General features: G+C 63.0%; 16 protein-coding genes. 10 read left to right on the forward strand and 6 right to left on the reverse strand.

The genetic code is table 11. From position 1 onward, the window contains the following. Nucleotides 1-100 precede the first annotated feature (100 nt). The 3 genes from CKW34_RS22365 (at nucleotide 101) to CKW34_RS22375 (ending at nucleotide 1933) form a co-directional block, all read left to right on the forward strand. On the forward strand, nucleotides 101-580 hold the full coding sequence (locus CKW34_RS22365) for a hypothetical protein (protein ID WP_059382765.1): 480 nt from the start codon (nucleotides 101-103) through the stop codon (nucleotides 578-580). A gap of 32 nt (nucleotides 581-612) precedes the next feature. After that, nucleotides 613-1233, forward strand: coding sequence for a DUF4352 domain-containing protein (locus CKW34_RS22370; RefSeq protein ID WP_059382764.1), 621 nt, complete (start codon nucleotides 613-615; stop codon nucleotides 1231-1233). A gap of 88 nt (nucleotides 1234-1321) precedes the next feature. Beyond that, nucleotides 1322-1933 (forward strand): DUF2510 domain-containing protein, encoded by a 612-nt coding sequence (locus CKW34_RS22375; RefSeq protein ID WP_059382763.1) that lies wholly within the window; start codon nucleotides 1322-1324, stop codon nucleotides 1931-1933. 166 nt (nucleotides 1934-2099) lie between these two features. Here CKW34_RS22375 and CKW34_RS22380 read toward each other — a convergent pair whose 3' ends face one another. Then, on the reverse strand, nucleotides 2100-3743 hold the full coding sequence (locus tag CKW34_RS22380) for an FMN-binding glutamate synthase family protein (protein ID WP_080968280.1): 1644 nt from the start codon (nucleotides 3741-3743) through the stop codon (nucleotides 2100-2102). A gap of 961 nt (nucleotides 3744-4704) precedes the next feature. Here CKW34_RS22380 and istA point away from each other — a divergent pair. Both istA and istB read left to right on the forward strand, forming a co-directional pair. Further along, nucleotides 4705-6336: an IS21 family transposase gene (gene istA / locus CKW34_RS22385; protein WP_059382761.1), complete on the forward strand. Its 1632-nt coding sequence runs from the start codon at nucleotides 4705-4707 to the stop codon at nucleotides 6334-6336. Then, nucleotides 6333-7139, forward strand: a complete 807-nt coding sequence (gene istB, locus CKW34_RS22390; RefSeq protein WP_059382760.1) for an IS21-like element helper ATPase IstB — start codon at nucleotides 6333-6335, stop codon at nucleotides 7137-7139. Before istA ends, istB begins: the two co-directional genes overlap by 4 nt. Nucleotides 7140-7182: 43 nt before the next feature. Here istB and CKW34_RS24390 read toward each other — a convergent pair whose 3' ends face one another. The 5 genes from CKW34_RS24390 to CKW34_RS22410 all read right to left on the reverse strand — a co-directional run bounded on the left by CKW34_RS24390 (nucleotide 7183) and on the right by CKW34_RS22410 (nucleotide 13438). Then, complete coding sequence (locus CKW34_RS24390) at nucleotides 7183-7581, reverse strand: DUF6508 domain-containing protein (RefSeq protein WP_155418949.1); 399 nt, start codon at nucleotides 7579-7581, stop codon at nucleotides 7183-7185. Between the two features lie 81 nt (nucleotides 7582-7662). Then, nucleotides 7663-8352 (reverse strand): hypothetical protein, encoded by a 690-nt coding sequence (locus CKW34_RS22395; RefSeq protein ID WP_231921771.1) that lies wholly within the window; start codon nucleotides 8350-8352, stop codon nucleotides 7663-7665. Between the two features lie 255 nt (nucleotides 8353-8607). Beyond that, nucleotides 8608-9759 (reverse strand): restriction endonuclease subunit S, encoded by a 1152-nt coding sequence (locus CKW34_RS22400; protein ID WP_080968279.1) that lies wholly within the window; start codon nucleotides 9757-9759, stop codon nucleotides 8608-8610. Continuing rightward, nucleotides 9756-11366, reverse strand: coding sequence for a class I SAM-dependent DNA methyltransferase (locus CKW34_RS22405; protein WP_059382799.1), 1611 nt, complete (start codon nucleotides 11364-11366; stop codon nucleotides 9756-9758). The genes CKW34_RS22400 and CKW34_RS22405 overlap by 4 nt, the downstream gene beginning before the upstream one ends. Nucleotides 11367-11368: 2 nt before the next feature. Further along, nucleotides 11369-13438: a hypothetical protein gene (locus CKW34_RS22410; RefSeq protein ID WP_059382759.1), complete on the reverse strand. Its 2070-nt coding sequence runs from the start codon at nucleotides 13436-13438 to the stop codon at nucleotides 11369-11371. Nucleotides 13439-13614: 176 nt separating this feature from the next. Between CKW34_RS22410 and CKW34_RS22415 the strand changes: the two genes are divergently transcribed. From CKW34_RS22415 to CKW34_RS22435, 5 genes are all read left to right on the forward strand, one after another. Further along, complete coding sequence (locus CKW34_RS22415) at nucleotides 13615-14463, forward strand: ribonuclease H family protein (protein WP_059382758.1); 849 nt, start codon at nucleotides 13615-13617, stop codon at nucleotides 14461-14463. 37 nt (nucleotides 14464-14500) lie between these two features. After that, nucleotides 14501-14959 carry a hypothetical protein gene (locus CKW34_RS22420; protein WP_059382757.1) on the forward strand — a complete coding sequence of 153 codons (459 nt, stop codon included), beginning with the start codon at nucleotides 14501-14503 and terminating at the stop codon, nucleotides 14957-14959. 230 nt (nucleotides 14960-15189) lie between these two features. After that, a complete protein-coding gene (locus CKW34_RS24395) occupies nucleotides 15190-16344 on the forward strand; it encodes a hypothetical protein (protein ID WP_155418948.1) in 1155 nt (384 codons plus the stop codon). A 956-nt stretch (nucleotides 16345-17300) separates the two neighbouring features. After that, a complete protein-coding gene (locus tag CKW34_RS22430; RefSeq protein WP_059382756.1) occupies nucleotides 17301-18095 on the forward strand; it encodes an enoyl-CoA hydratase-related protein in 795 nt (264 codons plus the stop codon). 31 nt (nucleotides 18096-18126) lie between these two features. Continuing rightward, a complete protein-coding gene (locus CKW34_RS22435) occupies nucleotides 18127-18858 on the forward strand; it encodes an SDR family NAD(P)-dependent oxidoreductase (protein WP_059382755.1) in 732 nt (243 codons plus the stop codon). Nucleotides 18859-18861 lie beyond the last annotated feature (3 nt).

The following is an 18861-nucleotide window of genomic DNA, read 5'->3' on the forward strand; positions in this document are numbered from 1 at the left end:
GACACCAAATCGATAAAGGGGGTTATCAAGCGGAAAATCTGCTGCGCAGCGGGCACGGCTCACGATCGAATCGTCCAATTCGAACGATCAGGAGATCGCCGTGACCACTCAGTTCGCTCCTGCGCCGACCGAGTCCGAAGAGCGTGCCGCGTCCCGCTTCTGGCCGGGCGTTTCGGTCGGCGTGTGCACCGCGACGGTCGTCGGCGCGTTGACCGCGACCGGTTTCCTCGTCAACGCTGGGATCTCCGCTCCGCCGCTCTTCACCATCGACGGCACGATCACCCTGGTCGACGGTTCCACCTACAGCAGCACCCCCGGTTTCGAATGCGAAGGTGACCGTGGCTACGACGATATTTCGTCCGCCGCTGCGGTCCGGGTATCCGACGAAACCGGGACGCTGCTCGCCAAGGGGTCCCTGACCGGCAGCGTCCGCGAAGGCGACTTCTGCACCTTCTTCTTCACCGTCCCCGACGTGCCGCGCGGGGTGTCGTTCTATGACGTCGAGATCTCCCACCGCGGTTCCGTCTCGTACGACGAAGCCGAGGCCGACTCGGGTGTGCATCTCACCCTCGGCCGCTGAAATCCGCTCCACTCATCGAATAGAGGTTTGCCATGACCATACCCAACCAGCCCGGCGCTCCGGTCCCGCCCGCCGGCTACGAACCCGCCCAGCAGAAGAAGCGCAAGAAGTGGCCGTGGATCGTGGGTGGAATCGTTGCGGTGTTCGTCATCGCCTCCGTGTCCGGCGGGGGTGACGACGACAAGCCCACCACGTCCGCGAAGACGGACACGACGGCGGCTACCCAGGCAGAGGCGCCCGTCGTCGAGGTGGAAACCGCGACGATGAACACGCCTGTTCGCGATGGCAAGTTCGAGTTCGTCGTCAACGGGGTCGAGACCGGTATCAGCGCCCTCGGTGACAACCCGTACCTCGCGAAGGAGGCTCAGGGGCAGTTCGTCATCGTCACGATGACGGTCAGCAACATCTCGGATCAACCGAAGAGCCTCAGCCCCAGCGACCAGAAGCTCGTCGACGAGCAGGGGCGCACCTTCGGGCCCGACACCTCGGCCGCTCTGAACCTCGACTCGGATGTGCCGATCTGGGACCAGATCAACCCCGGCAACACCGTCACCATGCCGGTCGTGTTCGACATGCCGGTCGACGCGGTTCCGACGGCGATCGAGCTGCACGACTCGATGTTCTCGAACGGTGTCACCGTCTCTCTGCGGTAACTGCCTCCCCTACTGCCGGTGCGCCCGAGGAGGGGTCGGGCGCACCGGTTCTCCCCCAAGTACGTTCACCGAGTAAGGACCCTGTGCAATGTCGAACGACAAGTCGCCGGCGCCGGCCGGCTGGTATCCGGACCCCGAGGGCGGGCAGCGATATTGGGACGGGACGACGTGGCTCGATTTCCCCGAACCCGGATCTGACGCCGACGAAACACCCGAGACGACGCGTTGGTTCCGGAAGCGGGCCGTCGTAATGACTCTGCTTGTGGTGGCACTCGCAGCTGTCGGTGGGACGGTGACGTGGAAGATCAACCACGACGCCCAGGTCGCCGCTCAGGCATCGGCGCTGGAAGAAGCGGCTAAGCGTGAAGCCGAGCGCATCGAAGCGGAACGCGCCGAGCAGGAGGCCGCTGACGCAGCGGAACGCGCTTCCCGCGCGTTGAGCGTGGCGAACATCGAGTCGAGTATCGAAGAGATGGCGCTCGAGCACGTGAACAAGGGCATGTTCGACGGCCCGGTGCTCTCGGTGACGTGCTCCCCCGTCAACGGCGGATCCACGGATAATCTCAACGAAACCACTACGGTATTCGAATGTTTCGTCGGCACCGAAGACGTCGGAGGCGGGCGGATGCGCGGTTACAAGTACCACGCGACGATGAACTGGAGCAGTGGTGAATTCACCTACGGGTTCGGGGCGCCGTAGAGCGTTCACACGTCTGCCGACTCGGCGACGCACTGGGAACCGTCGGCCCGGACCGCAGCGACCCCGGCTCCGTTCGGGCGAGCTTCGATATCGATCACCGGCCATCCCTGGTTCTCTGCGTACTCGGCGAAGGTATTCCTGATGACCGGTTTCGTGGATACCCGAACTACCTCGGTGCTCTCGGGTGGAACGACTCGGCCGACGCGTACCGCCAATCCCGGACCCAGGTCGACGGCGGTTCGGCCAGCAGTTCCCCGGGACGGAGCCACTCGTAGATTTCGGCGTAGGAACGTACGACCGTGGTGGCCACCCGCTTACGCAGCATCTCCGTCGTCAATGCACTCGGATCGTTCACCCCCATCGACGCCATGATCTGCACCGCCTGCGCCACCGTGCTCGCGTGATACCGCTCCACCCGCAACGCCTTGTCCGCCACGTCGAGAGCCCGCGCCCGCTTCGGGTCCTGGGTCGTCACTCCGACCGGGCACTTGTTGGTATGACACCTCTGGGCCTGGATACAGCCGATCGCCATCATCATCGCTCGCGCCGAATTGGTGTAATCCGCACCTTGGATCAGCCGTTTCACAATGTCGTTGCCGGTGGCCACTTTTCCGCTGGCACCGATCTTGATGCGGTCGCGCAGCCCCGTTCCGGCGAGCGCGTTGTGTACCGTCATCAACCCGTCGGTGAGCGGCAGCCCCACATTGTCCTCGTATTCCAGGGGAGCCGCAGCTGTCCCTCCTTCTGCGCCGTCCACGATGATGAAATCCGGCGTCACTCCCTCGACCAGCACGGCCTTGCATATGGCCAGCAGCTCCACCCGCGATCCGACGCAGAGCTTGAAGCCGACCGGTTTACCGCCCGACAGGTCACGTAGAAGGGCCAGAAAACGCACCATTTCGCGGGGTGTGGCGAACGCCGAGTGCGCGGCCGGACTGACACACTTCACGTGGGCCGGCACCCCTCGATAGCGGGCGATCTCCTCACTCACCTTCGCAGCCGGAAGCACGCCTCCCACGCCCGGTTTGGCCCCCTGACTGAGCTTGAGAGAGATCGCCTTCACCTGATCGTGTGCGGATTTGTCCGCGAACTGTTCGGGATCGAAGCGCCCCTTTTCGTCACGGGCACCGAAATATCCGGAACCGATTTCCCAGATCAGGTCGCCGCCGCCCTCGAGATGGTAGGGCGTCAGCCCACCCTCCCCCGTGTCGTGGGCGAAGCCACCCCGGGCCGCGCCACGGTTCAACGCGCGTACCGCATTCGCGGACAACGCACCGAAACTCATCGACGACACGTTCAGCATCGACATCAGGTACGGGACCTTGCAATCAGGGCCGCCGACCTTCACGAGAGGCGGATGCTCCGGTGCGGGCACAGGCATCGTCGAATGCACCAGATATTCGTAACCGATCTCGTCGAGGTCGCGTTCGGTGCCGAACGACAACTCACCGTGGATACCCTTCGCCCGCTCGTAGACGACCGTGCGCACGTCCCTGTCGAAGGGACGCCCGTCGAAGTTTCGTTCGACGAAGTACTGCTGGATTTCCGGGCGCACGCTCTCCAGCAGATAGCGCATGTGTCCGAGCACGGGATAGTTCCGCAAGACCGCGTGCCGACGCTGGAGGAGGTCGTAGATTCCAACTCCGAGCACCCCGGCCAGCAGGGCCACCAGCACCCACCATCCCCACCCGCCGACCGCTGCGACGACGCCGACCACGAGCAGCAACAGGCTCAGGAAACCGATGAGGAAAAACCGCAGCACGGGGCACCTTCTTCCCGGTTCCACCACGTCTTCGACGCCGTGGCACATATCCACGGTAACCCCGGAAATCCGTCGGCGGTCATGCCCGGGCAGTCAGAACGTACGTTCGAGTTTGACGTTGATCAACTCGCGTGGCACCATCCCTGCAACGATCTGAATACAGGTCGACCCCGGAAGGTGCGCCAACACCACTCCGGGGTCTGGGCACAAGACAGAAGAGGACCTGTCATGCACCGTAGGGTGGATTCTATCCACACGCCCATCAGAGGCGTGCACCAGCAATCGGCCGGTTCCGGCCGCTCCTTCACCTGGCCACCAGGTTCATCTCTGACGCTCTGACTGTTCGCCCTTCGGCCACCGTGGCCGGAGGGCTCGAGTCGTTTCTTGCGCATCGACGTGCACGAGGGCCGCTCCGGTAACCGAGGCACATCGACGCATTCGTCGCTCGTCTCCCACAGTCCGACGTCAGCGCATCGACGCTGCGAACCGGGGTGCCATTCCTCGCGTTCGAAACCGACTGGGCACCAGTATCCTTCGTCTCCACAGCTGGTGGTGGAGCACCCGATCGTGAGGGTCGACACGAACGACCGGGTCCAGTATCAGCCACACGCCGAAAACGGTGTGGGGCTACAGGTGCTGGCCGAGACGGTCTATCGGGGTATGGCGACCGGGCAGCGTTGGGGAAGGGGCCGAAGGCAATACAGGGACCCGTAGGGTCTCCGATCGGTCATGCGCAGCCACCCGAAGGGCGCCCGCTTTTCTTTTCCGTCAGCGTGCGTTTCCTGTAACGTCGAGCAGCCGCCGCAGCAGCGTCTGCACCAACTGGCTGTCAAACGCTTCCAGCATGTCGTCTGCCATGAGCATGGGACCAGTTTGATCTGATTTTGCCAGGGTGATGGGACCACCTGGATTGCCAGTTATGGGACCACCGGCGCGCCTTGCCGGTGGTCTCGTCGTTTGCTCGTTCGATCGTCCGTGACAGCTCAACGAGGTCGCGGAGGTCGACAGCATGGCTTTTCGGGAGATCAGCGTGAACGAGATCAGAGAAGTACTGCGACTGTGGCTCGGGACGGCAGCACTGCCGGCCCCGGGATTGCGCAAGATCGCCGAGCATGCCGGTGTGGACCGTAAGACCGTCCGCCGTTACGTCGAGGCAGCGCAAGCAGCCGGCCTGGAGAAAACCGACAGTGCCGCCGCTGTCGATGACGATTTGATCGCGGCCGTCGTCGATACCGTTCGACCTGACCGCCCGCACGGTCACGGCGCCACATGGGAACAACTCGTGTCCCATGAAGAGCAGATCACCAAATGGGTGGCCGGGGACGGTGAACAGAAGCCACTCACGATCACCAAAATCGAAGTTCTGCTTGCCCGTAAAGGCTGCGTAGTGCCGTACCGGACGTTGCACCGGTTCGCCACCGACCGTTGCGGTTTCGGCCGCAAAGACCTTACTGTCCGCGTCGTCGACGGCGACCCAGGTATCGAATGCCAAGTCGACTTCGGCTACCTGGGAATGCTCACCGACCCCGAAGACGGACGATCCCGCAAGGTCCACGCCCTGATCTTCACCGCCGTCTACAGCCGGCACATGTTCGTATGGCTGACGTACTCGCAGACGTTGGTGGCGGTACTCGCCGGCTGCGAGGCAGCGTGGAAGTTCTTTGGCGGAGTCTTCGCAGTCTTGATCCCGGACAACCTCAAACCCGTTGTCAACGAGTCAGATCCGATCAATCCACGCTTCAGTGATGGCTGGCTCGACTACAGCAACCACGTCGGGTTCATCACCGATCCAGCCCGGGTCAGCTCTCCGAAGGACAAACCCAAAGTCGAACGCACTGTCCAGTACGTGCGCGGCAACTTCTGGGCAGGTGAACGATTCGCCAGCCTCATCGAAGCGCAGGATGCAGTGGTCCGTTGGTGCAGCAGCACCGCAGGCCTGCGTATTCATGAGACCACCTGCGCACGGCCGCTGGAGGTGTTCGAAGACTCCGAACTGCCGGTGCTGCTGCCGGTGCCTGCGGCCTACGACGTGCCGATCTTCAAGGACGTGAAGGTCCACCGCGACTTTCACGCTGAAGTCGGACGCGCGTTGTATTCGTTGCCGCAGCAGTGGATCGGGTCGAGACTGTCGGTGCGTGCGGACACCGAACTGGTGAAGTTCTATCACCGCGGCACCCTGGTGAAGATCCACCCTCGGCAACGTCCCGGCGGTCGTAGTACCGACCGCGCTGACCTGCCCGAGCACAAGTCCGACTACGCGCTACGTGATGTCACCTCACTGATTCGTAAGTGCACCGCACACGGGGCGAACATCGGTATCTACGCCGAACGAATTCTCGACGACCCGCTGCCGTGGACGAGGATCCGCAGTGTCTACCGACTTCAAGGACTGGTGCGTCGTTACGGCGCTGAGCGGGTCGAACAGGCCTGCTCATTGTCGTTGGACCTCGACGTCGTCTCGGTCACCAAGATTGCATCCATGTTGGAGCGTGCCACCGAATCCACATCGCCGGATCTACCGAAAGCAGTCGGACAGGCATCGACACGGTTCTCCCGCGATCCAGCCGAATTCCGTTCCACACCAACCCCATCATTATCCGCTGTCGACGACAGCGCCACATCCTTGGAGGACAACGCATGACCACCACTCGCGCCACCACCACACCCAACGAACCGGTCGGCACCGACCTCGTCCGACTGCTCAAAGCCCTCAAACTCGGCGCGCTCGCCGACACCCTTCCCGAACGCGCAGCCTTGGCTCGGCAACACAAACTCAGCCACATCGGATTCCTCGAAGTGCTGCTTGCCGATGAAGTGAATCGACGCGAATCACGTTCGGCGACACTGCGAGCCACCAAAGCAGGACTCGACCCGGCCATGGTGTTCGATGCATGGAACGCGCTCGACGATCTGCGCTACGACCGGACATTGCTCGGTGACCTGACCTCACTGAGATTCCTCGATGCGCACCAGTCCGCGATCATCCTGGGACCCGTTGGGGTAGGCAAGACTCATCTGGCAACAGCATTGGGCCACATGGCGATCCGTCGACGACGCAGCGTCCTGTTCGCGCGATCGGACAAACTTTTCACCCGGCTACGAGCTGCGCGCCTGGACAACAGCGTCGATGCCGAGATCCGACGGTTGACCGCAATCGACGTCCTGATCATCGACGACTTCGCGCTCAGGTCGCTCGATGCCACCGAGACCAGCGACTTCTACGAGCTGATAGTCGAGCGGCATCGGAAGAAAACCACGATAGTCACTTCGAATCGCGAGCCCTCTGAGTGGCTGACCATGACCGCAGACACGCTCCTCGCTCAATCAGCCATCGATCGACTGACCTCCACCGCGCACACCCTCATCATCGAAGGGCCGTCCTACCGACAACGCACCCGACCTGGAACAGTTGACGAAGACACCGACAACACGCATCCTCAATAACGCGCCACGGTGGTCCCTACCCTCTGGCAATCAGGTGGTCCCATCACCCTGGCAAGCGACACAGCAGCGTTCCGGTCGAGAAGCGCTCCGCTCGGACGATCACAGTGAGATACCGCAGACAGTCGTCCGCTGAAGCTTCAGCAAGCCGAGCGACATCACCCCGCTCAACGGCAGCTTTCCCCTTCCAGCCCGGCCAATCGAACGGGACGACCATGTCGTGGCCGTACAAGAATTCGACCGTGTCACCGACGACTCGAGATTCTTCCGGATATCCACACTCGCGCACGCCGGTCGCGCCGAGTTCACTACCTACCCAACGGCCGAACGGCGCACCGTGCTCTTCGACTCTTCCGAGCAGCGCACGTAATTCGGCCCAGTCGTCGGGGGTCAACGCTTCCAGTACCGCGCGGAACGGAGCGTCGGCCGACTTGCTAGCAACCATGGAATTCGTCTTCCTTCACGACAGAGGGAACGGCGTCGCCCGAGTCGATGGCGCTCCCCGGTCGGGGCGACTGGTCGACAACTATCCAATTGCGATCCCACACCTGCGCCCGCCCCGACCTGTCGCATCGACACTGGTCGAGTAGAAGACGCCGTCGGATTGGATCAAGTCTTGTGCTGCTTGAAGATCCATGCACCCGACGTCGGGCATGACAGCGGCGCGTCCGTAGCTCGCGGCGGTCACGGACGGTCTCGGGCTCGGAGCTGCGGCGGGGCTCGCTGTCCGAGCGGTGGTCGCGGCTGTTGTTCCGCTCTGAGTCGCAGAGTGCGCAGCCGCCGAGTGACCGGACGACTGCGGCGTGGTTGAGGCTTCCCCTTCGGAGGGCGATTCAAGTCCGTCGGAGATGTCGTTGATGATCCCGAACAGCACGAACATGGCGGCGAGGACTGCAGCGATCACCACACCCCGACGGAGTCGCGGCGGCTTCGGAGGTTCAGGTGGAGGTGCCATCGCGGAACGCAGGTCCCCGGCCAGGTAGGCACGGTGGCCGGCCTCGGCACGCGCGACGATCGCCGCCTGTTCGGCTTGGACGCGCCGGCGGTACTCGCGCAGGGGCTTGCCGACGGCGAGATACGCCAGCCCCGCAGCTATCAACAGGGAAAAGACGGCCTGGCCGAACTCACCGTGAAGCACCTCGACGATCGCCAGCCACACCACGACACCAGCGAACATGCCCGCGAGGACGCGCAGGTAGGGGTCGACGGACCTCATAGCACTCCTTCGGGTAGTCCTGCCGGTGGGCGGGTTGTCGGCTTCCATCAGTGGAGTCGAGATCAGAAACGCGATCGTTACGTGTCAGCGGGCGACAGTGCTCACCTGGACGGACTACAGGTTGTATGTCATCGACTTGCGACCACACACAACCCGCGTCCCTTCATGCTTCTCGCCCGGGGACATCGATTGTCCGGCGGCCGTGTCATCAACGTTGGCGTCGAACAATTTCCGCACTCCCGGCATTCGACTGCTTCAGACCGCGTTCGACACGACGTCTTCCGCGTCGCGGACGCGAAGCTTGCCTGACATGAGACGCGGGAGGAGGGCATCTCGCAGGTCTCCCAAGTGCCTCGATTCTCCAGACAAGGACCGAATCATCGCAAACATCGGTTGGATTCGATCATCCAACCGAATACGCTCCGAAGGCCCGGGCACGGCCAGTTCGAGCCTCTTAAGGTTCCCCATGCTGAGTTTTGGTTGCACAGCACCGGTTACCAACATTTCTATATTTGCGCGCTCAATGGCAAGGAGTAATATTTCTGTCGATAGGTTTGTTCCGGTCACGACGTGAGCGTGGTTGTTAACCCAGGCGGGACCCCAGATATATTGGGTCACGGGCCGCCCGTCATCTGTGACTACTGACCCGTCCTCACCGATTAAGACGACAATTTCATCGAACAGTGCTCGATTCACGTAGCCGAAGACGCCTGCAGCGCCGTAGTAGGGAACGGCACCGCGCATACTTTCGCGCTCAATTGCAGACAACGGAATCCGCTTCCGATTGTGAAACTCAGCGACTTCACCAAACTTCACGACGACAGAGTCTTGCACCATAACGTGCCTGAAGAGCGTCTGTGAGAGAGAACGCAACTGGTCTATTAACTTTCGATTCGCGGCGATCTTGTCGTCGAGGGCGCCGAGGACCTCGGCGATGGCGCGTTGTTGACTTAATTCAGGAAGGTCATACTCAAGTTTCCGAATTGCTCCGACACTCAAATTTTGTTGAGCAGCGCCTGTAGACAAAGATTCTAATCGCTGGCGGTCATTTAGCAGCAGGTAGAACAAGAACCGCGAATCACAGAGCGACGAATCGGCAATCAAGCCGCAGGCCGCCTGATTACTTGCAGCTGGCGTGCGGACAATTCCCAGCTTTCCAGCCGTTGCCCCGTACATCGCAACTACGACGGTTTCGGGAGGGAACAGCTTCGCTGAAGATTCCTTCAACCCGAGCGTTGAAATACACTCTTCAATCTCGTCGATGTATGAGTCCTTTAGGTCGCCAGTCTTGATCCACGGAACGTCGGCCGGGAAATAGTATTCCGGTCGTGACCGAACTGGCGTGCCTCCACTTGCGATCGTCGTGCAGAGCTCTTCGACCGAATATCGTTTGAAACGTAGCGTCACCCTAACCTCCCCAACTGCTCCCGCACGACAGCCTGCAACCGCGCCGACTCGTCGAACTGCTCGTACAGTTCCTTCGTCAACCGCTCGATCTTCTCTTCGATCGGCTCACCGTCATCCTCTAGCGGTGCCGCACCCACGTATCTGCCAGGCGTGAGCGCATAGTCGGCTTCCTTGATCTCCGCCAACGAAGCCGAATAGCAGAAACCGGGCTCGTCGGCGTATTCGTTCTTCGCCGTTTCCGTTCCGCGCCACGCATGGAACGTATTCGCGATCTTCGCTGTGTCGTCATCCGACAACGCGCGCTCCGCACGATCGACCATGTAACCGAGGTTGCGGGCGTCGATGAACAACACCTCGCTCCGACGATCGATCGAACCCTTCACGCCGGCAGACTTGTCCTTCGCAAAGAACCACACGCATACCGGAATACCCGTGCTGCGGAAGAGCTGCGGCGGAAGCGCGACCATGCACGACACCAGGTCGGCCTCGACCAGCCGCGCACGGATCTCACCCTCACCCCCGGAATTCGAGGACATCGAACCGTTCGCCATCACGACACCGGCCGAACCACGCTCGGCGAGCTTCGAAATGATGTGCTGAATCCACGCATAGTTCGCATTGCCGGCGGGCGGAACGCCGAACTTCCAGCGCTTGTCGTCCTCACGGCGCGACCAATCCTTGATATTGAACGGAGGATTGGCCATCACGTAGTCGGCAAGCAGATCGGGATGCAGGTCCTGCGCGAAGGTGTCGCCCCAGCGCTCGGCGAGATTCGCGGTAATGCCATGAATCGCCAGGTTCATCTTCGCCATGCGCCAGGTGCGCTCGTTGAGTTCCTGACCGTAGACGGAAATGTCCGTCGGGTTGCCGCCGTGATGTTCGATGAACTTCTCGGCCTGCACGAACATGCCACCCGACCCGCACGCCGGGTCGTACACACGACCACTGTACGGCTCGAGAACCTCGACCAGGACGCGCACAACGCCTGCAGGCGTGTAGAATTCGCCACCGCGCTTGCCTTCTGCGCGAGCGAATTTCTCCAGGAAGTACTCGTACACCTCACCGAGAAGGTCTCGCGCCTTACGCGCGCCCTCACCGGTGAAGCGAGTGCCGTTGAGCAGGTCGAGAAGCTCACCGAGACGTCGCTGGTCGACGTTGTCGCCATTGAAGATCGTGGGCAATGTGCCCTTCAGCGACGGGTTCTCCGTCATCAACGCGAGCATCGCCCGGTTAATGAGCTCACCAACGGTCAGCCCTTCGGTCTCCGCCGTCTCCTGGACGCCCTTCGCATTCTGCGCGAGGTACTCCCAGCGCGCCTCCGCCGGTACCCAGAACACGGTGGACCCCGTGTACTCGTCGCGGTCGTCGATCAGCGACGCCACATCCTCATCGTCGAGCCCGTCGGCGCGCAGTTCAGCTTCGAGCTGCTGGCGACGCTCATCGAACGCATCCGACACGTACTTGAGGAACACCAGCCCGAGGATGACGTCCTTGTACTGGGACGCGTCCATGGAACCGCGCAGTTTGTCGGCGGCCTTCCACAGTGTGTCCTTCAGTTCCTTCATGGTCGACGGCGCTGTGGCCGTCGCCCTCTTCCTCGGTGGCATCTTCACCCTTCCTCCGGGACGGACCCGTTGTGTGCCGTGACGGACAGGACTCCGCGAGTCACGCCGTCGACCATTGTGTCGGTCAGTTCGTTCACGCTGTCGAGCAGGTCCTGCGCCTCACGACGACGCGCGTCGAGATCACGCAGCACCGTGGTCATCGCGTCCACCTGTTCGGAATCGAGCATCGGGATCGTCCAGTCGCGCCATCGCCGTCCTCCGCGGACGGCTCCCGCCGGTTTCCCGATGGAGGCCCGCTGCCGCAGATGCCGCGCGATCACCTCCGGCAGCAAGCCCTCGGTCTCCCCGCGACGGATACGGAAGACACGGGCGGGGGCAAGGACCAGCGAGCCACCCTCGGGATCGACCATGACACCAAAGCTCGGCGCGGTGCAGAACACGATGTCGCCCGGTTCTGTGTAGCGACTGTTCGAATACTTGGCGGTATGCGTCAGGCGGTCGACACGTCGCTCACCGAGTCGCCTCTCGCCCAGCAATTCGGACGGGCCGATCACACGCACGTTTCCGTCCGGGCGGATATCGCGATCGTCGACGCGGTTCCCGGCGATGACCGCCAACTTCTGGCGCGCCACCAGTTCGCCGGCGGTCGGCATCGGCGTGGCAGCCGGACCGTCGTACGCGACCTTCACCTGTAGATCGCCGACGACGCGCCTCGAGTACTCGTTCACGGTATCCATGAGTGTCATCACGCGACTCGCGACATCTGCGCCGACAGGGGCTGGCCACTCGTCGCGCGGCACGACGAGACCGAGGCGGTCCGCAGCGAGCAGGCCCGATGTCCGGTGCACGGCCCCGAACGCGAATGCGTGGGCGCGGACGGACTCCCAATCCCCCATCGCAGCAACCACATCGGACATGACACCGTCGATCGTCTCGTGATCGAGGCTGCGATGGCCGACGTCGGCGAGAACCGTCCAGCGATCCGCCGGGGCGGTCCGCTCATCGGGCGCGCCCAATACCCACATCGCCATCGACATACCGGGCTTGGTCACCAGCAGCCCCTCGGGGAGCCTGATGGCGGCGCGCAGACGATCGGACCGGAGGATCCCCGAACGGATCGACAATTCCTCCCGGTCACGGATCGGATCGACGAGCACACTTGCCGGTGCGATCACCACCGCCGTGTGTTCCGGCCCCATCTGAATGGTGATGTTGTCGATCTCCGACAGCACATCCACAGGCGAGTAACCGAGTGTGGACGGCGACGGATACTGGGTGAGAAACAGTGCCGGCCTGTCCAGCGAGAAGTCTGCCCCGAACCCTTCTGCGGGGCTGGGATGCCGACGCCAGCGGTGGATCGCCAGCCGTCGTCGCGCCAACCGAGCAGAGGTCGTATCCGCGCGACCGGTGATGACGATCGGCTCCGAATCTTCGGAGAGATCGCGTCGCAGCGCGACCAGCAGATCACTGCCGTCGACGGAGGGATCGACGAACGTCACGCGGTCGCTGGAGACCAACGCCGTCGCGACCCGAGTGCACAACGTCAGAGCGCCCTCAGAGAGGGCGGAGTCGGCCCAATCGGGTAGCGGGAGCCGGAACCGCTGCGCGATGAGCGCTTCGAAGGCGTGTTCCGGGGTGTAGGCGGCGTCGGCCATGCGATCGGCATGACGCGCATATGTCGAGAGATGCTTGCCGAGGTCCGACAGCTCTCGATACAGATAGACATCGTCGGGGTCCAGATCGTCGGCCTCGTCGAGGATCTCCTCGTCGTCCAGGTCGATCAGCGACATTCCGATCTGCGCCTTCAGACACAGCAACGCAGTGAGCCCGGCGAACGCGATGTCGGGATCGGCGCCGGTGGGATGTTCGAGCGCTGCGTAGACGGCGACGTCCTCGGCCAGGCTGTCGTTGTTGCCGAGACCTCGGTCGCGGAGCCAGGCCACTACGTCGTGGGCCGCGAACTTCTCTTGGCGTGCTTCGACGCGCGCCGGCTGCGGGAAGGGGCGGTCGCTGTTGCTGTAGCGCTTCGCCCACATCGTCACGACCGGTCGTTTCACGCCGGCCAGTGCGGCGATGTCGCTTTTCGACAGGAGCAGGGTGGGTTCGTCACTCATGGGCGTTCGTCTCCTTCCCTTCCTGCTCCGCGACCGATCGAATTCGTCTCGAAATCTACGACAGCCGGGGGACACCGCCGCGCGCGGACCCGATAACCCCCATTATCACTCGATTCATCGACCGAAGGGGCGACCGATTTCATGATCGACATCGACCCCGAAACGAGGAGGACCCGATGCTCGCCGCCATTCACATCAGACAGACCCATAGCGATGCCGGCCCGCAGGTCTGCGCCGCAATCGCGACCGACGACGACGTCGTGCTGCTCAGCCGCGACGGAGACTCCGAGACGGACCGCCTGCTCCTCGGCCTCGACGCATTCGACGCGCTGTACGCCAAGGCTCAGACCTGCCCCGCCCGGGTCCACATCTCCGACGGTGCGCTGCGCCGCACCTTGAAGAACGTCGCCGAGTCGTTCCCGGCCGTCCAGTTCGTCGACACGGCGTTCGGACCGTTCGGCGTGCTTCTCGCTCGCGCATCCGACACCATCGGGGCACACGTCGCGGCCCTGCTCGCAGCGGACGAAGCACGCCGCGAGGCGGCACTCGAGGCCCGTCCGCCGCTGGTGGTCGCGACCGACGCATCGAAGGCCCGCAATCGTCGCGGCACCGGACTCGGCTGCGTATCGAACGCCGGTGTACATCACATGCGGATGGCCTGCGACGCCCGCTCGATCCTCGAAGGCGAACTCCTCGCGATCGACATGGCCGTCGCTCGCTTCATGCACCCCAAGGTGCACATCCTCACCGATAGCCGGCTTGCCCTCGCCTGCATCGAGGGCACCTACGAAGGCCGTCCCGAGATCGCGGACGTCGTGGAGCGCATCCGGAATCGGATCAAGGGTCGCACCGTCGAGTTCTCGTGGGTGCGCGGGCACAGCGGACACCCGCTCAACGAGGTCGCCGATCGGCTGGCGGTCGCGGCGAGGCGCTGCCACGACGCGAACGTTTCGCCGGAGGTGGCGTCGACGATCGCGAACAACATCGTCGCTTCGCTGAAGAACCCGCTTCCCGAAACCGCTTGATCCGAGCAAGTTCCACGAATCGCAAACAGGAGACCCAATGAGTACTCGAGATTTCGACCAGCGTTACAACGCACATCTGATCGCGTCGCTCGCCGCAAGCGTCGGCATCATGCTCGGCAGCATCGGCCCCTGGGCAAGCTTCATGGCCTTCACCAAGAACGGCCTCGAGGGGGACGGGCTGATCACTTTGATCCTGGGCGTACTGTCTGCCGTCGCGATGTTCACGCTGTTCTCCCGGGGATCGGCCGGCGGGAACGTCATTCGGTGGGTCGCACCCGCCGCGAGTGTGCTCTGCCTCGGTATCGCGATCTACGACATCATGGACGTCTCGTCGCACACTGCCGAGTTCTTCGGAGAGACGATCGGCGTCCAGATCGGCTGGGGATTGTGGTTGGTAGTGATCGCGTCGGCGATTCTGTTCCTGACGTCGACGACCGTCGCGAAGAAACCCCGCAATCGCGATGACCTCCCTCCCGTGAGCGAGGTTCACAACTGAAAAATGTGGCCCACAACCCAGATGGTCGGCCAGCAGGGTTGTGTGCCTCATCTTCAGGTTGTCTACCTCTCGAGAAGGTTGCTCGGGCCCAGCAGCATAGGCAGTGGACGAGTGAGATCTACCCTGGCATTCCGCGCAGAACCGCGTAATCTCGGCCGAAATACACACCTGCCTGTCAACGGCAGGGGCCGGTAGTCGCATCGCCTCTTCGGGTCTTCCAAGGAGTACGTATGGCACGCAAAGTCCGCTCTACTTCGAAGTCGCGCAAAGCCTCTCTGCCCGAGCAACGCACCAAAAAGGTTCGGAGCAATCCCCGCACGGGCGAACGTCCCGCCCCTTCGGGATTGGACTTCCACGAAGCTCGCGCACCGCGGGGTGCATTCGTTGCCGATACTCCCAGTTATCACTACGCCATCAAGTCGGTTGCGTCCGGCTGGGAGCTGCGTATCTACGAACGGACGAACGGTTCCGGAGAAGGACAACAGCCCGGCAGCCACGAAGTGTTCGCGTCGCATTCGAAGACCATGAAGAGTAAGTCCGACTGCATCGCCCTGGCTCAGGCGTTTCACAACCTCGGCGACAGCTTCAACGAATTCGCCCATGGATATCGCAGTCGATTCAGCCAGGCACTCCTCGACGTCGAGAATCCGGCCCAGAAGGCATCGGCAGCGACGCCCCACAGGGCTCCCACGCTGCCACCCAGTTCCACACCAAAGGTTGCCACCACCAAGCCAAACAATGCTACGAACCAAGCTGGCGCCCCCAGGCCTCAGGCTGCGCAGCCTGCCGCTTCGAAATCCGGCACGAGGTTGTCCGCCACTCATAAGCAAATCCGAAGCGCACCTCCACGACGTCGCCTGAGCGAAACAGAACTGCGCAGAGCGGTCATGCTCGCACGTCAACAAGTCTTCGTCGTTCGCGGGAGCGGGATTTATCACGCCTCGGCACGTTGCAAGGATTATCGGAACGCTACCCACCGGTGCATGGCGGCAGACGCCTACCGCAGCCATCTGAGTCCCTGTCCGAAGTGCAGCACCAATCTGGCACGCGAACTCGGGCGATACATCGACACCAGCTCTTCTGCCAGCGGCAGCGCGCAGCCGTTGCGACTCGTGAATCTCGGCAAGAAGACCCCACCCTCCGAATCGACATCGCGTCGACGGAAAACTCGCTCGAAGAAGGGGACACCCGGGCGTAGGTCAGGTTCTCGAGAAATCGGCGCGATTCCGTACGGAAGCCCGTCGAGCATCGGTGACGTCCGGTTCTCCCATCGGACGGCCGCCGAATGGGGAACCTCCTCCTTCGGCCAGCACCCCGAGGAGTTTCTCGGCACCCCTACCGATGACGACCACGATTGGCGGGGAAGAAACTCGCTCTACGAGTGAGCGTCGACTAATCCACGGTCCTCGGATCACCGAACGTGCGTGCGCGTACGGCTCAATAGCCGTACGCGCCGCACAGATCCGGATCAGTGATATAACCTTCCCCGCAACCGTGCTGGGTCTGGATATCACCAGATGTCGGCGGTTCATCACACCGCAGTCCACAGCGGTCGGCGTTGATCACGGGAGTTCCGTCCGGCCAGTAACACCCGGTGGAATTGCACGAGTACCCACGGTCGGAGGTAGTGCCCGTGGGAGCTGACGGAGCAGCGTTGCGATCGGGAAAAGTCACGCCGGTGTACGGATTTCGGCATACCGTTCCGTCACATTCGAATGTGTTGGCTTCGCGTTCCGCCCGAAGGTATTCATCTCCTCCGAGTTGATCGAAGCACCACTGCGAGAAGACGTACGTCCCGTCGCTGTACAGGGCAGGTCCCGGCGTGCCTTCCAGACATTCCACGACATACGGTTCTTCGACTACGGGTTGAGCCGGCAACTCCGTCGGCGCGGCAGGCGGTGCCGATTCCTCTGACGTCGTGGAGGTCACGCTGGTCGCGGAGACCGAACTCGTCGGGCTCGCAGTAGTGGAGGTAGCGGAGGAGGACGTCGCTACCGAGGTAGTGGCCGAACCCGGAATCGATTGGTTGGCGTCATCTTGCCCACCAGCACTACATCCCGCTGCAAACAGGACACCTGCTGCGATCCACACGATCGGATGTCGTTTCACGATTACTCCCTGCCCGACACGTCGACCGCGCCACACTCATCGAACTCATGACGAACATCGACCGGTTCGGAGCTCGTGTTACCCGGCCCGAGCTGCAGGGACGACCGAACGGCCCATGTGACGGTTGACACACCCCGTTCGTGAATGTAGCTTCATGAGAAATGAATAGTCATTCACTCGCAGGGAATGATTGTTCGATCAGGCTCCTACCTGCAGCGATGAAGGGGATCCCATGACCGACTTCGAAGACATCACCTACGAGATCGACGGCGGAGCCGGGATCATCACGATCAACCGGCCCGAGCGCTACAACGCCTTCCGAGGCAAGACCGTCGAGGAACTGATCAAGGCGTTCCGATCGGCCTGGGCCGACAGCCGCGTTTCGGCCATCATCCTCACCGGCGCCGGCGAGAAGGCCTTCTGCACCGGCGGCGACGTCAAGCAGCGCGCCGAGACCGGCGATTACGGCCCCACCGAGAGCGGCATGTTCGAGATCGGCTACCTCCACAAGCTGATCCGCGACATCCCCAAGCCGGTCATCGCCGCCGTCAACGGCGTCGCCGTCGGCGGCGGACACGTCCTCCACGTGCTGTGCGATCTCTCCATCGCGTCGGAGAACGCCCGGTTCGGCCAGGCCGGACCGAAGGTCGGCTCGTTCGACGCCGGTTTCGGTTCCGCCTTCCTCGCCCGCGTCGTCGGCGAGAAGCGCGCCCGCGAGATGTGGTACCTGTGCCGCCAGTACGACGCCGCCACCGCCGAGCGCTGGGGACTCGTCAACTGGGTTGTCCCCCAGGAGAAGCTGCTCGACGAGGCCAAGGCCATCGCCGCCGAGATCGCCGAGAAGAGCCCCACCGCCCTCAAGTTCCTCAAGCAGTCCTTCAACGCCGACACCGACCACCAGGCCGGCCTGAGCAACCTCGCGATGTCGGCGCTCGACCTGTTCGGCAAGTCCGACGAGGGACTCGAAGGCGCCAAGGCGTTCGCGGAGAAGCGTCCCGCCGACTTCGCGAAGTACGTCAAGGCCTGACCCGAGTTCCCCAGACCCGTAAGGACCTCCCATGAGCAACATCGCACTGGTCACCGGCGCCGGTTCCGGAATCGGCAAGGCCATCGCTCTCGGCTTCGCCGCGCAGGGTGATCGCGTCGTCGCCGCCGATCTCGATCTCGCGGCCGCCGAGGCCACCGCCAAGGAGTACCCCCAGCTGATCACGGCACTGCCGGTCGACATCTCGGACCGCGCCCAGGTCGACGAACTCCGCGACCGCACCCATGCCGAGGTGGGCGTGCCCAACGTGATCGTCAACGCCGCCGGCTGGGACCGCACCGATCAGTTCCTCAACGCCACACCGGAGTTCGCCCAGAAGGTCGTCGCGATCAACTATCTCGGCCCGGTGAACATCTGCAGCGCCTTCCTGCCCGGCATCATCGACGCCGGAAACGGTGGTCGCGTGATCAACCTCGCCAGCGACGCCGGTCGGGTCGGTAGCTCCGGCGAATCCATCTACGCGGGAGCGAAGGGCGGCGTCATCGCCCTCACCAAGTCGCTCGCCCGCGAGATGGCCCGGCACAGCATCAACGTCAACTGCGTGTGCCCCGGCCCAACCGACACCCCGCTGTTCCAGGCCCAGGAGGAGAAGCTCAAAGCTGCTCTCATCAAGGCCATCCCGTTCCGGCGGCTCGCGCGACCCGAAGAGGTCGCAGCACCCGTCCTGTTCTTCGCATCCGAATCCGCATCGTTCATCACGGGCCAGGTGATCAGCGTCAGCGGCGGCCTCACCATGGCCGGCTGACCG

This window comes from Rhodococcus rhodochrous (genome assembly GCF_900187265.1).
GTDB lineage: Bacteria > Actinomycetota > Actinomycetes > Mycobacteriales > Mycobacteriaceae > Rhodococcus > Rhodococcus rhodochrous.

Coding starts and splice junctions, on each gene's coding strand:
- istB (WP_059382760.1), top strand. CDS start 6,333: ATGACCACCACTCGCGCCACCACCACACCCAACGAACCGGTCGGCACC.
- CKW34_RS22405 (WP_059382799.1), bottom strand. CDS start 11,366: ATGCCACCGAGGAAGAGGGCGACGGCCACAGCGCCGTCGACCATGAAG.
- CKW34_RS22410 (WP_059382759.1), bottom strand. CDS start 13,438: ATGAGTGACGAACCCACCCTGCTCCTGTCGAAAAGCGACATCGCCGCA.
- CKW34_RS22380 (WP_080968280.1), bottom strand. CDS start 3,743: ATGTGCCACGGCGTCGAAGACGTGGTGGAACCGGGAAGAAGGTGCCCC.
- CKW34_RS22370 (WP_059382764.1), top strand. CDS start 613: ATGACCATACCCAACCAGCCCGGCGCTCCGGTCCCGCCCGCCGGCTAC.
- CKW34_RS22415 (WP_059382758.1), top strand. CDS start 13,615: ATGCTCGCCGCCATTCACATCAGACAGACCCATAGCGATGCCGGCCCG.
- CKW34_RS22375 (WP_059382763.1), top strand. CDS start 1,322: ATGTCGAACGACAAGTCGCCGGCGCCGGCCGGCTGGTATCCGGACCCC.
- CKW34_RS24395 (WP_155418948.1), top strand. CDS start 15,190: ATGGCACGCAAAGTCCGCTCTACTTCGAAGTCGCGCAAAGCCTCTCTG.
- CKW34_RS22430 (WP_059382756.1), top strand. CDS start 17,301: ATGACCGACTTCGAAGACATCACCTACGAGATCGACGGCGGAGCCGGG.
- CKW34_RS22435 (WP_059382755.1), top strand. CDS start 18,127: ATGAGCAACATCGCACTGGTCACCGGCGCCGGTTCCGGAATCGGCAAG.
- CKW34_RS22420 (WP_059382757.1), top strand. CDS start 14,501: ATGAGTACTCGAGATTTCGACCAGCGTTACAACGCACATCTGATCGCG.
- istA (WP_059382761.1), top strand. CDS start 4,705: ATGGCTTTTCGGGAGATCAGCGTGAACGAGATCAGAGAAGTACTGCGA.
- CKW34_RS24390 (WP_155418949.1), bottom strand. CDS start 7,581: ATGGTTGCTAGCAAGTCGGCCGACGCTCCGTTCCGCGCGGTACTGGAA.
- CKW34_RS22395 (WP_231921771.1), bottom strand. CDS start 8,352: ATGAGGTCCGTCGACCCCTACCTGCGCGTCCTCGCGGGCATGTTCGCT.